At 33.5% G+C, this 13,353-nt stretch carries 12 protein-coding genes and 1 rRNA gene; 8 read left to right on the top strand and 5 right to left on the bottom strand.

Features of this window, described 5'->3' with window-relative positions; all coding sequences use genetic code 11:
* Window positions 1-8 precede the first annotated feature (8 nt).
* The 7 genes from rrf to CBP76_RS03245 all read left to right on the top strand — a co-directional run bounded on the left by rrf (window position 9) and on the right by CBP76_RS03245 (window position 6,260).
* Window positions 9-125 (top strand): 5S ribosomal RNA (rrf, locus tag CBP76_RS03275).
* A 477-nt stretch (window positions 126-602) separates the two neighbouring features.
* Window positions 603-2,216, top strand: a complete 1,614-nt coding sequence (locus CBP76_RS03270) for a helix-turn-helix domain-containing protein (protein ID WP_102195501.1) — start codon at window positions 603-605, stop codon at window positions 2,214-2,216.
* Window positions 2,217-2,466: 250 nt separating this feature from the next.
* Window positions 2,467-3,663: an MFS transporter gene (locus CBP76_RS03265; RefSeq protein WP_102195500.1), complete on the top strand. Its 1,197-nt coding sequence runs from the start codon at window positions 2,467-2,469 to the stop codon at window positions 3,661-3,663.
* Window positions 3,664-3,676: 13 nt separating this feature from the next.
* The gene (locus CBP76_RS03260; RefSeq protein WP_102195499.1) at window positions 3,677-4,573 is read left to right on the top strand and encodes an alpha/beta hydrolase; all 897 of its coding nucleotides are present in this window, start codon (window positions 3,677-3,679) and stop codon (window positions 4,571-4,573) included.
* Window positions 4,574-4,582: 9 nt separating this feature from the next.
* Window positions 4,583-5,059 (top strand): hypothetical protein, encoded by a 477-nt coding sequence (locus CBP76_RS03255; RefSeq protein ID WP_102195498.1) that lies wholly within the window; start codon window positions 4,583-4,585, stop codon window positions 5,057-5,059.
* Entirely contained in the window at window positions 5,059-5,901 is an 843-nt protein-coding gene (locus CBP76_RS03250; protein ID WP_102195497.1) for a sulfite exporter TauE/SafE family protein, read from the top strand. The genes CBP76_RS03255 and CBP76_RS03250 overlap by 1 nt, the downstream gene beginning before the upstream one ends.
* Window positions 5,901-6,260, top strand: coding sequence for a DUF1634 domain-containing protein (locus CBP76_RS03245; RefSeq protein ID WP_102195496.1), 360 nt, complete (start codon window positions 5,901-5,903; stop codon window positions 6,258-6,260). Before CBP76_RS03250 ends, CBP76_RS03245 begins: the two co-directional genes overlap by 1 nt.
* A gap of 151 nt (window positions 6,261-6,411) precedes the next feature.
* Here CBP76_RS03245 and CBP76_RS03240 read toward each other — a convergent pair whose 3' ends face one another.
* Window positions 6,412-8,721 carry an L-type lectin family protein gene (locus tag CBP76_RS03240; RefSeq protein ID WP_102195495.1) on the bottom strand — a complete coding sequence of 770 codons (2,310 nt, stop codon included), beginning with the start codon at window positions 8,719-8,721 and terminating at the stop codon, window positions 6,412-6,414.
* A 232-nt stretch (window positions 8,722-8,953) separates the two neighbouring features.
* Here CBP76_RS03240 and CBP76_RS03235 point away from each other — a divergent pair, with 232 nt between their 5' ends.
* A complete protein-coding gene (locus tag CBP76_RS03235) occupies window positions 8,954-9,394 on the top strand; it encodes a MarR family winged helix-turn-helix transcriptional regulator (RefSeq protein WP_102195494.1) in 441 nt (146 codons plus the stop codon).
* Between the two features lie 51 nt (window positions 9,395-9,445).
* Here CBP76_RS03235 and nrdF read toward each other — a convergent pair whose 3' ends face one another.
* Genes nrdF through nrdH form a run of 4 tightly spaced genes read right to left on the bottom strand, consistent with a single transcriptional unit; the run spans window position 9,446 to window position 13,249 of the window.
* Entirely contained in the window at window positions 9,446-10,471 is a 1,026-nt protein-coding gene (gene nrdF, locus CBP76_RS03230; RefSeq protein WP_102195493.1) for a class 1b ribonucleoside-diphosphate reductase subunit beta, read from the bottom strand.
* Window positions 10,472-10,486: 15 nt separating this feature from the next.
* Window positions 10,487-12,664 carry a class 1b ribonucleoside-diphosphate reductase subunit alpha gene (gene nrdE / locus CBP76_RS03225; protein WP_166667159.1) on the bottom strand — a complete coding sequence of 726 codons (2,178 nt, stop codon included), beginning with the start codon at window positions 12,662-12,664 and terminating at the stop codon, window positions 10,487-10,489.
* Entirely contained in the window at window positions 12,645-13,019 is a 375-nt protein-coding gene (nrdI, locus tag CBP76_RS03220; RefSeq protein WP_102195492.1) for a class Ib ribonucleoside-diphosphate reductase assembly flavoprotein NrdI, read from the bottom strand. Before nrdI ends, nrdE begins: the two co-directional genes overlap by 20 nt.
* A complete protein-coding gene (gene nrdH, locus CBP76_RS03215; RefSeq protein WP_102195491.1) occupies window positions 13,019-13,249 on the bottom strand; it encodes a glutaredoxin-like protein NrdH in 231 nt (76 codons plus the stop codon). The genes nrdI and nrdH overlap by 1 nt, the downstream gene beginning before the upstream one ends.
* Window positions 13,250-13,353 lie beyond the last annotated feature (104 nt).

The raw sequence follows: 13,353 nt of genomic DNA, 5'->3' as shown, positions 1-13,353 counted from the left end.
AATTAGCGTGTGGTGGCGATAGTGAGAAGGATACACCTGTTCCCATGCCGAACACAGAAGTTAAGCTTCTCCGCGCCGAAAGTAGTTGGTGGGAAACTACCCGCGAGGATAGGGAGCTGCCACGCTAACGATGAAAGGACTGAAGAGATTCAGTCCTTTTTTTGTGCATTTAATTTCCAAATAAATAATGAAAGAATATATATTTATGAAAACTATGAAAGAAAGGAACCAATAAATTATGCTTATACTTTAGTAGAGATATAGGAATGAATAAAACTAAATATATAATTTTTTATATAGGATTTAAAAACAATTTTGAATATTATTCAATTATCCTTTTCTTTTTTATGAAATTTGTTTTTTTTGCCAATTGAGTACCGTTCAAGGGCTATACTTATTGAAAATAAGGCGTAAAATAACTTATTGGTATAGATAGAACAAAATATATTCATATTTCTATAAATATCTTATCTAATTAATCGAGTAATTTATTTTATTCGATTGTCACGACAAAAAGTTGTTTATAATAATACAAATATTTTAAAATAAATTGAATGGATTCTATTATAATAGAGTTAATCTCATCTACGGGGGTGGAGTTTTTGGATAGCTTTACTGACTTATTTCTATCAAAATCGGAAATAGAAAAAATACAACTATTTAATAAGATTAAATTAATTAGAACTACACAGTTAGCTAGTGCGGATCTTATAGGTACTTATCGTAACCGTGATATTAAGGTTAAAGATATCAACCTACGTAAGGCTGCTTATCAAATGAATAAAAGTTATGGTAGTATCTATAATACTTTTTTGGGAATCCAAGATGACTTTAAAAAAATTCTTGGTAAAGAAAAATATTCTACTGAAGAAATGTTTGGTATAACTAGAGATGCTTATCATGCTTATTTGACGACCAATTCGGATGGTTATTTGTTCCTAGATGCAATCGTCAAAAATAAGGAAGATTCATTTAAACATTTTTATGAATCATTGGAAAGTAGCAAGGCTACGGTTCTACGTCATTTAAAGCCAATGAGAGGGTATCTAAAGCGTTTTGGTGTCAGGATTGCCTACGAACCTATGCGCTTCGTTGGAGACGAGGAATCTATCCGTTTGGCTGTTGCTGCCTTGTATTGGAATGCTACTAGGGGATATATGTGGCCTTTTGAAGATTTCACACAAAAAGTTGCATTTAAAGTAGTCGACATTGCTTTGGATAAGTATCGTTTAAAGCCAACTAATTATATTACTAAGATGTTTTATGCTTATGTTGTTATGGCACATTTATATCGGATAATAGAAGGTAATCATGTACAGAACATGGATGCTTTAAATGTTATCAATTATCCGTTTCCTAATATTTTTGAGAGTGCTGGATCTATGCTCGAAGGAGATACAGGCAGCAAGAAAGTGCGAGAATTAAAGCGCGCTATTAAAGAGGACGTTAGCTATGAAGAGCAAATGTTCCAGTCAGCTGATTTTTATATTCTATTGATGTGTGTGCCAGCAACATTTGAAGTATCAAATGATTATCTACAATCAGTTTCTAAACAATTGGTTAGATATAATCCATTGTTTGCCAATTTCATTGATGATTTCTTGGAGCTGATTCCAATTGATGTTGAACAAACGATTTCAGATATGGCTATGTCACATAAGGAATTTTTGAGATATAAATATAATTTAACAACATGTATTATCGGTGTTTTAGCACTTGACCATAATTATATTGAAATTCTGAATTTATATTCAGGTTTTGGAGATGCTATCAGCAAGTTAAATGATGAAGGTCTTGAAAGTAAAATCTATTCAACCGTTCAACATTTAATGTTGCGTGACAAGTATCAATCATTAACGGGTAAATCTAAGCAAATTTCTGAGGCTATTTATGCAATAGCTTATCGTTTCTTCTCACTATACAATAAGAACATTCAAGTTAAGGTATATCTAGAGTTAGAGTCATTCTTCTTGGTCTATTCGGATCTTTCTGTGACGTTACAATCATTGCCATATGCTAAAATTGTCAGTGATCCTAAAGATGCCGATATTATCGTAACGGCTAACAGTGCTAACCCGCCAAAAGATGAAATGAAAAAAGATGTCTGCATTTATCGTTGGATGTACAATGGAGTCGATGGTCAAATGGGAGGCTTATTGAATCTAATTTATAAGATTTGGACCGAAGAAAAAGTAAGAGAGAATCCAAATCTTTAATGAAAAGTGTTGCAACTATTTTCAGAATATATTATGATACAGGTTGTGCGATGAGTCGAGAGCCGTCGAATTTGGACGGCACTTATGATGGTAGGGTATCAAGCACTACTCACCGGATTTGTGAGGGATATCTATAGAAACTGGATGTGAACCGGAATCTATTTACTCATCTTGAGTACTACCGCTAAAACCATGGTGATTTGAGCCATGGTTTTTTTATTGAAAAAAATATAAAGAAGAGGTGAGAAAGATGCGCGCTCAAAGAATATGGTTATTGATTTTAAATATCACATTCAATTTGGTAATGGGATTTATATTGCCAGTTAATACGATTTTTATTCATAAAAACTTGCATGAATCACTAGTGACAGCTGGTTTTGCGTTGATGGTTTATTCAGCATTTATGATGATTGGTAATGCTTTAGGAGGTATAATGTTTGATCGTTTTTCAAAACGTGGAACGTTATACATTGGTTATGGAATATCGATCATATCGTTATTAGGTATGTCTGTACATCATGTATGGCCAACATATGCAATTATGTTGTTCATTTTAGGATTTGGAATGGGATTAGTGTATACGGCTGTTAATGCCTATACAGCCTTTATTGCTGAACAAATGTCGGGCAATAGTCGAGTAATATTCAATAATATGTACTTAGCAGCTAATATTGGTATTGCAATTGGATCCACAGCAGTTGGTTTCATATTCAAATGGAGTATCTTTTTCACTTTCTTCATTCCAATGTTATTATTTGTTTTAAGTGCCGTAATTTTATTATTAAAGGCCGATGTTTTGGATCATGTTGAAGAACATGAAAGTCCCGTCAATGAGTCTAATTATGTGAAAAGCAGTGATACACTTGATCCTAAGATTGCAATTGGTTCAAGCCGATTTAATGTAAATTTAGTAATCATTTGTGCATCAATCTTTATTGTATGGTTGGGATATTCACAATGGGATAGTAATTTATCTGCCTATATGTTAGATCAAGGCTATACAACACGAGAATATGGACTGGTATTTACAATTAATGCGGCATCACTATTGATTATCCAGCCAGTGATGAATCGAGTAGTATCTAAAGTCTTCAAACTATTGAAATATCAAATCTTTTTAGGAACCGTAATTATGGGATCATCATTTCTATTGTTGCCATCTGCTAAATCATATTTGGCCTATGTTATAAGTATGTTGATTTTGACAGTTGGTGAATCAATGGTTTTCCCAACGATTCCGGCGTTGTTAAGTAAGATGTCTACTAATAAAAATCGGGGAGCTTTTCAAAGTTTCTATAGTATTTTCGGTTCATTGGGACGTGCTATTGGTCCATATGCGGGTAGTTTGATTATTACTGCATTATCCTTTTCAACATTGTTTGTTAGTATCACAATTTCAATGATTATCGTTGCTGTTGCAATGATAGGCGTTAAAGAATTAGCATAAGTGAGGGAATATCATGATAATTATTTTGTTGATATTGTTATTACTAGTCGTTCTAATTCTGAACGCCTTTTTTTTATATATTCAAAAGAGGGGTTCAAAGGCTTTAGGATCAGAAGCACCTAAAGTAAAGATGGATGAAGGACTAGAAAGTAAAACGGTTGAGTTTTTAAAGAAGTCCAAAGAAGAATGGACAATTAATTCCACTTATAACGGGAGTAAATTATTTGGATGGTTTACTAACAATAAAAAACCAGTGACAGTTATTATGGTTCATGGTTTTGGAGTCGATCATAATTCACTTAATGTTCATGCTCAATTGTTCGATCAGTTGGGGTGCAATGTTCTGCAAATTGACAATCAAGCAGCAGGCAAAAGTGAAGGAAATTATTTAGGATTTGGTTACATTGAAAGTTTGGATTTAATAGATTGGATAAAAAAAGTCCAATCATTTCATCCACATGATAAAATAATTTTATTTGGTGCTTCGATGGGAGCGGCAACTGTAATGCTTGCTTCAGGTTATGAGTTGCCAAAGAATGTTAAACTAATAATTGAAGATTCCGGCTATACCAGTGCTACTGATATTTTAAGTTATCATTGTCAAAAGAGGTATCATATTAAAGGTACCTGGTTGATAGCTGGTATTTCACTGGTGTCGAAAATCCGTGCAGGGTTTTCTTATAAGAAAGCTGATTGTCAAAAAGCATTAAGCAAGAATAAATTACCTGTGCTATTTATGCATGGGAAAAATGATTTTACAGTACCATTTGAAATGAAAAATAAGTTATCCACATGTGGAAAATTCCCTGAAATGAGCTATGAAAGCCTTGGGGTACATATAAGAAGCTATTATATAGATTCCAAGAATTATCGAAACACTGTGGAAAACTTTTTAAAAAAATATCTTTAGGAGAGAAATATGAAAATTAAAGTTGCTGATTTTATTGAAAATATTCAAGAAGGAAAATTCAACCAAACTAGTCTAGAAATTAGTAAAGATGATTTGCTTCAGGAGGACCTCTGGTCAATAAATAAAGCTAAGGAACAAATCGAAAAGGATACTGCTGATAATAAACTTTCACAAATTATGATTCATGTAGCCGACGCTGAATTTGAAATTAATTTTTACTTAGAAACAGGTATTATTAATTTGCCTTTTGATGATGCAAAGAAAGTTACTCATTTTTTTGATGATGATGCAGAGACAGATACTAAAATTTATCTTTCAACTAATTGTGATTATTTGAATGCTTCTAAGTTTCATATTGATCTAATTTCAGAAAATGACTTAGAAAATGATGAAATAAAACATACAATGGATATAATGAAGAGTAACTACGAAGTTTCTTTAGAGAACTTTTCTAATAAAGAAGACGTAGAGAAAGAGGAAAAATAATGAATTCAATGCTACTGCTTTTAGTTATGGGTGTAGTGGCTGGATGTCTTGGTGCAATTTTGGGGATTGGTGGCGGAATGATTATTACTCCGGTACTAACCATCATGATGGGATTAGATATTAAGTATGCGATCGGTGCTAGTATCATTTCCGTTATTGCAACAAGTTCTGGTTCTACGATTGCCTATTTGAAAGATGATATGTTGAACTTGCGTGTTGCTATGTTTTTGGAAATTGCTACAACTGTTGGTGCTATTATGGGTGCTTTACTGGTTGGAGTGTTTTCAAGTAGCTTTTTATATGTCTTATTCGGATTTTTCTTATTGTATTCAACTTATAATATGATAAGAAAACTTTTTAGTAAAAAAGGTGAAGGTGTTTATACTGGATCTGACCCGGTAGTTGAAAAATTTAAGTTAGCAAGCACTTATTATGACAAAGCTGAACAAAAGCAAATTGATTATTCTATGAAAAATGTTCCTGGTGGTTTTGTCATGATGTGGGCAGCAGGGTTAGCTAGTGGACTGCTTGGTATTGGTAGTGGTGCATTTAAGGTTATCGCTATGGATACAATTATGAAAATGCCTTTAAAACCATCAAGTGCTACAAGTAATTTGATGATGGGAGTTACTGCCGCAGCTAGTGCAACGGTTTACTTCTTTAATGGTTCAATTCGTCCTGATATTGCTGGACCATTGGCAATTGGAGTTTTAGTTGGTGCCACAATTGGTGCCCGTTTGATGCAATTCTTGAAGCCTAGAATTATTAGAATGATCTTTATTCCTATTATTCTTTACATGGGATTACAGATGGCTCTTAAAGGATTTGGGGTGAATATCTAATGCAATCACATGAAGAAACTCGAAAAGTTGAATTAATCATTGGTAAAATTTTACGTATTGGTGTTAGTATCTCGGCAATTGTTATTTTGATTGGGGTTGCTTTGTATTTCATGAATGGTAGTGGTTATGTTGGAAATAGTTTTCCTAGAAGATTCTCAGCCATTTTTAATGGATTAGCAGCTGGTAAATCATATGCGGTTATTATGTCTGGTGTCTTTTTGTTGATTTTGACACCAGTATTACGAGTTGTTGTTTCAATTTATGCTTTTTACAAAGAACACGATACGCTTTATGTCGTAATTACTACTATAGTTTTAGTTATTTTAATGTTTGCGATGTTCATGGGATATCGTAGTTAATTAGTTAATTAGTTAATCAAATAAATAGTCTGTATTGATTATCGACTGTGTTTAATAAAGAACACAGTTTCATATCAATACAGACTATTTTTAATGTATTTAAGAATTTAGATAAACTAATATGGCCTGCAATAGCCTATACGCATGGATCTTAGTTATTTTGTAGAGAATCTACAAGTGACCAATTTATTGTTCCTTCGTATTGACCAGCTTTGTTTCCCTTTTTCATTAATAAAAGTATACCGTTATTATTTTTCCAAGAATCGGTAATATTTTTTGTTTCAATAGCATCGGTATCTTTTGTATTATTGGCAACATTGATATTACTAGCGAGATTATAGTCTTTTCCACTATGATCCCGGTAGAACAGATTACCCTTTAATGGTACTTTATCTTTGTTTATCAAGTTGGTTGCGTTAGCTTGAACGGTCCATTGACTGCCCTTTTCCCTACTATCGACTACGTCAATTTGCCATTGATCTAATCGTGGAAGAACCTTATCGGTATAAGAACCGTTAGTTGGTTTAAAAGAGACACTTGGCTGAACCGTTCCGAAGGTAACTGAACCACCAACTAAAATTTGCCTTGTTACTGTGTTGCTGGTATTTCCACTACTATCAGTTACATAGAAAGAAAGTGTATTGATTTTATCTAGCAAACTGCTATCAATATTTAAATTAAATTTGCCAGAACTATTGATAATATTTCCTAAGGTTGTAGTCTTTCCGTTTAATGTTTGGTGAACTACCATTGAAGTATAATTTGGATTAGTAGTATTGCCAATGTAGGTAACTTGACCAGGAACAATTGCGTTTTCTTTTTCTCGAACTTTTATAGGATCAGTTGAACTACTATCTAGACTTAATAATCTGGGATGAATTTTAAATGATTTCGTATTAGCATCAGTAATAAGATTGTCGCCTTCAAAAGAAGTGTGAGCTGAAGGAACAGTCAAGGTAGTTGTGGCTGTTTTTTCAGTATAGCCTTTCAGATCAATAATCGCCTCAGTATTAGTAGAATTAAGTCCTTCAGGCAATAAATGAGTAATATTAGTGGCATTATCCGAGAAAAGTTCTGAGGGAATAGGACGAGGTTCTTTGTTAGTAGGAGAATTTGGGTAGGTTACGGTACCACTGGTAAAGTGAACATAATTAGGAACCCCCATGATTGCATTGATGTTGTTCCAATCTCTTGACCAACCATTATATTTTAAAGTGTATTGATACCTGATATTAGCATTTGGATCAACTGTATTATAGCTGTCGCTGATCTCCTTACCACCATTTGTGTCATCATAGATTTTTGAATCTACATCAGCACCAACAAATGATGGAATCGATTCGAAAGCTATTAAATTATTTTCAGAAGATGAACCAGTTGAACCGGTGAATCCCCAATATAATTTATTATTGACATCAGTTAATCCAAATTTAGTTGTATCAAGTGGAAAAGAAGCAGTTACAACGTCATCGGTAATCGGTAAACCAGTATCGGGATCTTTATCATTGTAAACATATTTCAATGTACCCTTTTGAACGAATGGATAATTAATGTCGGGATCCCAAGTAATTGTGACATGGTGCCAGTTACTGTCAACAAGATTCGGTCTTATTTTGTAGTTATTACCATGATCTAGTTTGAAGAAATTAGGGAAGCTATAATCACTGATATAAGTACTTTTTAAGGCAGGGTAGTTACCAGCAATATGCTTAGCCGTGGCACCAATATCTCCGATTTTATCGTAATCAAAGGCACGACCTTCATGGTTTTGAGCAGTAGAGGTTGGTTTAGTATAGTTAACATATGTATCAAATTCTAAAGCCCAGCTGTTTTGAATAGCAGTTTTAGCTAAAGCTTCAGGTTTATCCATATTTTGAGGATTCCAATCGGCTCCCCAAACACCAAGAGATTGTCCGTTAACTGGGAAACCGTCAGCCGAAATTGCAATTGAATTTTCTTTGTTTTGATCATTATGTAGGACAAATGCCATACCATCAGCATTATACCTATCTTGTGGATTTACTGATCCAAAGTAAATCCACATAGAGGCTTTTTGCTTCTCTCTAATATCAAAATAATTACTATTTTCCATATTGCTCCAAACAGCTCCAGTTTGGTTAATGTTGTTTGTCATTTGAATGACACTTGTGTTAGGGGCATTAGGATTAGTCGATTGAATTATTTTGGCATTATTAATTAAACTAGGTTCTGCAGAAGAATTTAAGACATCAATTATTGGTGTGAATTCTTTCCCTCTTTGATAAGCTGCTTTTTGAAAATCAGCTAAGACAAAGGCGTTATTAGACCAATTCAATCCTTTGGGAGTCTTAGCTAATGCTGTTTGGAAATCAGCATTGTCAGCTTTAGTTATTTGGATAAATTGTGAATTGGTAAAGTTTATTAGGATTATAAATCCAAATAAGGATAGTAGGATATGTCTAAAGATACTTATTCGTTTCATAGTTAAACTAATTCCCCTCGTAGACTTCGCTTCTCAAAGCCAGTTTAACAAATAAAACGATTACAAACACGTAATAATGATTTAAAAAGTATTGTATTTTTATATATTATAAACAACAAAATTACATAATTATAAATAAAAATAATTATTAAGTTGTGTAAAATAGAATGATTTACAATTTTTTATAATAGGATTAGAATACAAAGTAATTACATGGATAGGAGGAATTAAAATGCTTGTAGATACTAGTAAACCAATTCCATTAGATGATCATTTGTGTTTTTCTCTTTATGCTACATCACGTGCAATTCAAAAGTTATATCATGATGGATTAAGTAAAAATGGATTAACCTATCCACAATATTTGGTACTTGTTTCGCTTTATCAATATAAAGAACTCTCTGTAAAAGATTTAGGGGCCCAGTTATCGCTTGATTCGGGTACTTTAACACCCTTATTGAAACGAATGGAAAGTGATAATTTAGTTATTCGTCAGCGAAGTAAGTCGGATGAGAGGGTAGTTAATGTTTGTCTGACCGAAAAAGGCAAGAAAAAAAGAGAAGCGATTAACAGCTTACCAGAAATTATGGTTGAAAAAAGTGGATTCACTAAAGAAGAATGGGATACTTTAGAAAATCTTTCTAAAAAACTTTTTATTAATATAACCGAATAATCAGCATACAAAAAAGACGTTAGTTCATTCGAACTAGCGCCTTTTTGTATATTATTTTAACTTTTTAACCTTATCAAATAATGATTTGTCATCAGGAGTTTTATTGTCACCAGTACGTCCAATATCGTAATCAGAATCTTTCATAGCTTCAACTTTACCCATTAAGTAACCATTACCAACTTGAGAGAAGAAATCGTGATTACTTGTTCCAGTTGAGATACCGTTCATAACGATGGGATTGACATCTTCAGCATTGCCATCAGGGAAGAGTGGCTCTTGACCAAGATTCATCAGAGCCTTGTTGGCGTTATAACGAAGAAATACCATAACTTCATCGACCCAACCAACTTCTTTATATAAAGTCTTAGTGTATTTTTCTTCATTATCATAAAGCGAGTAAAGAAGATCATACATCCAATCCTTTAATTCCGACTTTTTGTCATCGCTAAGTTCATTGAAGCCTAGTTGAAATTTATAACCAATATAAGTTCCGTGGACGGATTCATCGCGAATAATTAATTTAATTATTTCAGCCACATTAGCTAATTTATTGTTACCAAGATAATAAAGAGGAGTATAAAAGCCTGAATAGAAAAGAAAACTTTCAAGAAATACACTAGCCACTTTCTTCTTAAGAGGATCATCGCCTTGATAAATATCATTAATATATTTAGCTTTGTTTTGAAGGTATTCATTATGGTCAGTCCAGTCAAAGATTTCATCAATTTCTTCAGCTGTATTTAAAGTACTAAAGATTGATGAATAACTCTTGGCGTGAACTGATTCCATGAATTCAATGTTATTGAAAACTGCTGTTTCGGCTTGAGTTCGAACATCTTTTAACATGGCTTGGATACCATCTTGTGATTGGAGTGTATCTAATAATGTCAAACCACCAAAAACATGTCCAACAACGGTTTGTTCTGCAGGACTTAAGGTGCGCCAATCATCCAAGTCGTTTGAAAGTGGAATACGTGTATCTAACCAAAACTGAGAAGTTAGTTTTTCCCAAGTCTCCTTATCAATTTGATCTTCCAATTTATTCCAGTTCATTGATTTATAATACGTTTCAACCATTATAAAAATTTCCTCCTAGATTGAGCAGCTTTCACATTCGTTGCTACCGATCTCATCATTGTTCTCGGTAAATGTTCTGACATAGTAAAGTGATTTAATACCCTTATAGTAAGCATAGTTACGCAAGATACTTAGATCACGAGTAGTTTGTTTAGTATCGTCAGCAGCTTTCCAGTCATATAAACCAGCTGGGATTTCGGAACGCATGAATAAGGTTAAGCTCATTCCTTGATCAATATGTTCTTGAGCTGAAGCGTAAGTATCGATAACTTTTCTCATATCAGTGTCATAGGCTGACTTGTAGTATTTAATAGTATCGTTACTTAAAAATGGTGCAGGAAAATATAATTTACCATTTTTCTTTTCTTGTCTTTCTTCAACTAAGCGTGTTACAGGTTGTAAACTAGCACTTGTGTTATTGATATATGAGATAGAACCAGTTGGTGCTACAGCCATTCTGTAGGCGTTGTAAAGGCCGTCATTCATAACCTTCTCTTTTAGTTCTTCCCAATCACTAGGTTCGGGGATAAAAATATCATCAAATAGGTTTTTAACTGCATCAAGTTTTGGAGCAAAACTATTTTTTACATATTTATCAAAATAAGAACCATCTGCATAAGTTGATTTCTCAAAGTTGTCAAAAGTTTCATGTCTGTCTTTTGCAATATTGTTACTTTCTACAAGTGTCCAATAATTTAAGAGCATAAAGTAGACATTAATAAATTCGATTGCTTCAGGAGAACCATATTCAAGATGATGACAAGCCAAATATGTATGTAATCCCATGGCACCTAGACCGATTGAATGGCTCTTTTTATTACCATTAGCAACAGGCGGAACAGCGGTAATATTTGAGGCATCACTAACAAAAGTCAAAGCGCGAGTCATTGAGCGAATAGACTTACCAAAATCAGGACTTTGCATCATATTTAGAATATTGGTTGAACCTAGATTACAACTAACGTCAGTTCCCAATTTAGTATATTCTTGAGCATCGTTTAACTCTGAAGGTACTTGAACTTGTTGAATTTCAGTACATAAATTACTCATGATTACTTTACCATCAATTGGATTAGCACGATTAACAGTATCGATATTTAGAACGTACGGATAGCCTGATTCTTGTTGTAGTTTACTGATTTCATCTTCTAATTCACGAGCTGAAATCTTATATTTCTTAATACGATCGTCTTGGACCATTTCGTCATACTTTTCAGTAATATCAATATATGAAAAAGGAACGCCATATACTTTTTCAACTGAATAAGGGCTGAATAAGTACATATCTTGGTTATTACGAACTAATTCATAGTATTTGTCAGGAACAATTACACCAAGAGATAGAGTCTTAACACGGATTTTTTCGTCGGCATTTTCTTTTTTTGCGGATAAGAATTCAATAATATCGGGATGGAAAACATTTAGATAGACAGCACCAGCACCTTGTCTTTGACCTAATTGATTACTATAGCTGAAGCTATCTTCTAGTAATTTCATAACAGGTAAAACACCGGAAGAAGAGTTGTCTACACCTTTAATTGGTGATCCAGATTCACGAAGGTTTGATAGAGTAATACCCACGCCACCACCAATTCTGGATAGTTGAAGAGCACTGTTAACGGTGCGTCCAATACTATTCATGTCGTCAGTAACTTGAAGTAGGAAGCAGGAAACGTATTCACCACGGCGTTTACGACCAGCATTCAAAAATGATGGGGTAGCTGGTTGATAGCGCTGAGCAATCATTTCAGTAGCTAAGCTCTTGGCTAAATCTTGAGCTCCATTGGCATATAAAAGGGCATTAAAAAGAATTCTCATTTCGTAATTTTCGAGATAAAAGTCACCATCATTTGTTTTTAAGGCGTATTGGTTATAAAACTTATACGCAGCCATGAATGATTGGAATTGAAAATGTTGATCTAACAATTCTTGATAAAGATTTTCGATAAATTCATGAGGATATTTATCGATAACTGATTTTTCAATAAAATCACCATTAATAAGATAGTCGATATGATCCTTAAAGGTATCAAATTTCATGGTATTTGGTTCAACGTTTTCTTTAAAGAAGGCCTCAACGGCTTCCTTGTCTTTATTTAAAGGAATTTTATCGTCAATAGGGATGTTAATTTCATTATTTAATTTGAAGTAATTAAGCTTAGTTACATCTAGATTATTTAATCCCAATTTCATTCACTACTTTCTTAAATTTTTCGACATCTTTTTGGGTACCGTTGAACTCGAATTGGAAAACAACAGGTACATTTAGTGCAGCAGCTATGTCTTTAGCGGTGTGATTGTATAGTGTATTGAAATTACGATTACCACCGCCAGCTATGCCGACACAATTTTTAGCATTATCTTTATATTGTAGAAAATCAATAACTGGATCCATCATGTCATCATCATAAGCAGGCACAATAAGAATAAAAGGCCGCTCCATCTGATAAAAAGGATCGGCATCTGTTATTTCGTAACCTTCTATTCCAAGCTTATTAACAAAACGTTTTGTCTGACCAGTGATTGAATAATAAGCTATTTCTTTCATTAGTCAGCAAGCTCCTTTAGACTGTCTGGTCTAAAGCCCACGATTGGGTCCATTTCACCGTTCATAACGACGGGAACACTTTGGAAACCTTGTTGTTTGAGTGTATCAAGATATTGAGGATCTTGATTGATATTTCTTTCTTCAAAAGAAACATGATGTTCTTTCAAATATCTCTTTGTCATGCGGCATTGCATGCAATTATTTTTACTATATACGATTACGTTGTTCATAAGATTACTTCCTCTCGATCTATTCTCAATTAGTATAATCATTTAAAATAATAAACACAATATATTGTGTCTGATATAACGAATGATACACGATATAGCGTGGT

It is taken from the genome of Companilactobacillus nuruki, assembly GCF_002872255.1.
Taxonomy (GTDB): Bacteria; Bacillota; Bacilli; order Lactobacillales; family Lactobacillaceae; genus Companilactobacillus; species Companilactobacillus nuruki.
The sequence above is the reverse complement of the archived record's forward strand: the minus strand, read 5'-3'. Positions and strand labels throughout refer to the sequence as shown.

Coding starts and splice junctions, on each gene's coding strand:
- CBP76_RS03265 (WP_102195500.1), top strand. CDS start 2,467: ATGCGCGCTCAAAGAATATGGTTATTGATTTTAAATATCACATTCAAT.
- CBP76_RS03260 (WP_102195499.1), top strand. CDS start 3,677: ATGATAATTATTTTGTTGATATTGTTATTACTAGTCGTTCTAATTCTG.
- CBP76_RS03255 (WP_102195498.1), top strand. CDS start 4,583: ATGAAAATTAAAGTTGCTGATTTTATTGAAAATATTCAAGAAGGAAAA.
- CBP76_RS03250 (WP_102195497.1), top strand. CDS start 5,059: ATGAATTCAATGCTACTGCTTTTAGTTATGGGTGTAGTGGCTGGATGT.
- CBP76_RS03245 (WP_102195496.1), top strand. CDS start 5,901: ATGCAATCACATGAAGAAACTCGAAAAGTTGAATTAATCATTGGTAAA.
- CBP76_RS03240 (WP_102195495.1), bottom strand. CDS start 8,721: ATGAAACGAATAAGTATCTTTAGACATATCCTACTATCCTTATTTGGA.
- CBP76_RS03235 (WP_102195494.1), top strand. CDS start 8,954: ATGCTTGTAGATACTAGTAAACCAATTCCATTAGATGATCATTTGTGT.
- nrdF (WP_102195493.1), bottom strand. CDS start 10,471: ATGGTTGAAACGTATTATAAATCAATGAACTGGAATAAATTGGAAGAT.
- nrdE (WP_166667159.1), bottom strand. CDS start 12,664: ATGAAATTGGGATTAAATAATCTAGATGTAACTAAGCTTAATTACTTC.
- nrdI (WP_102195492.1), bottom strand. CDS start 13,019: ATGAAAGAAATAGCTTATTATTCAATCACTGGTCAGACAAAACGTTTT.
- nrdH (WP_102195491.1), bottom strand. CDS start 13,249: ATGAACAACGTAATCGTATATAGTAAAAATAATTGCATGCAATGCCGC.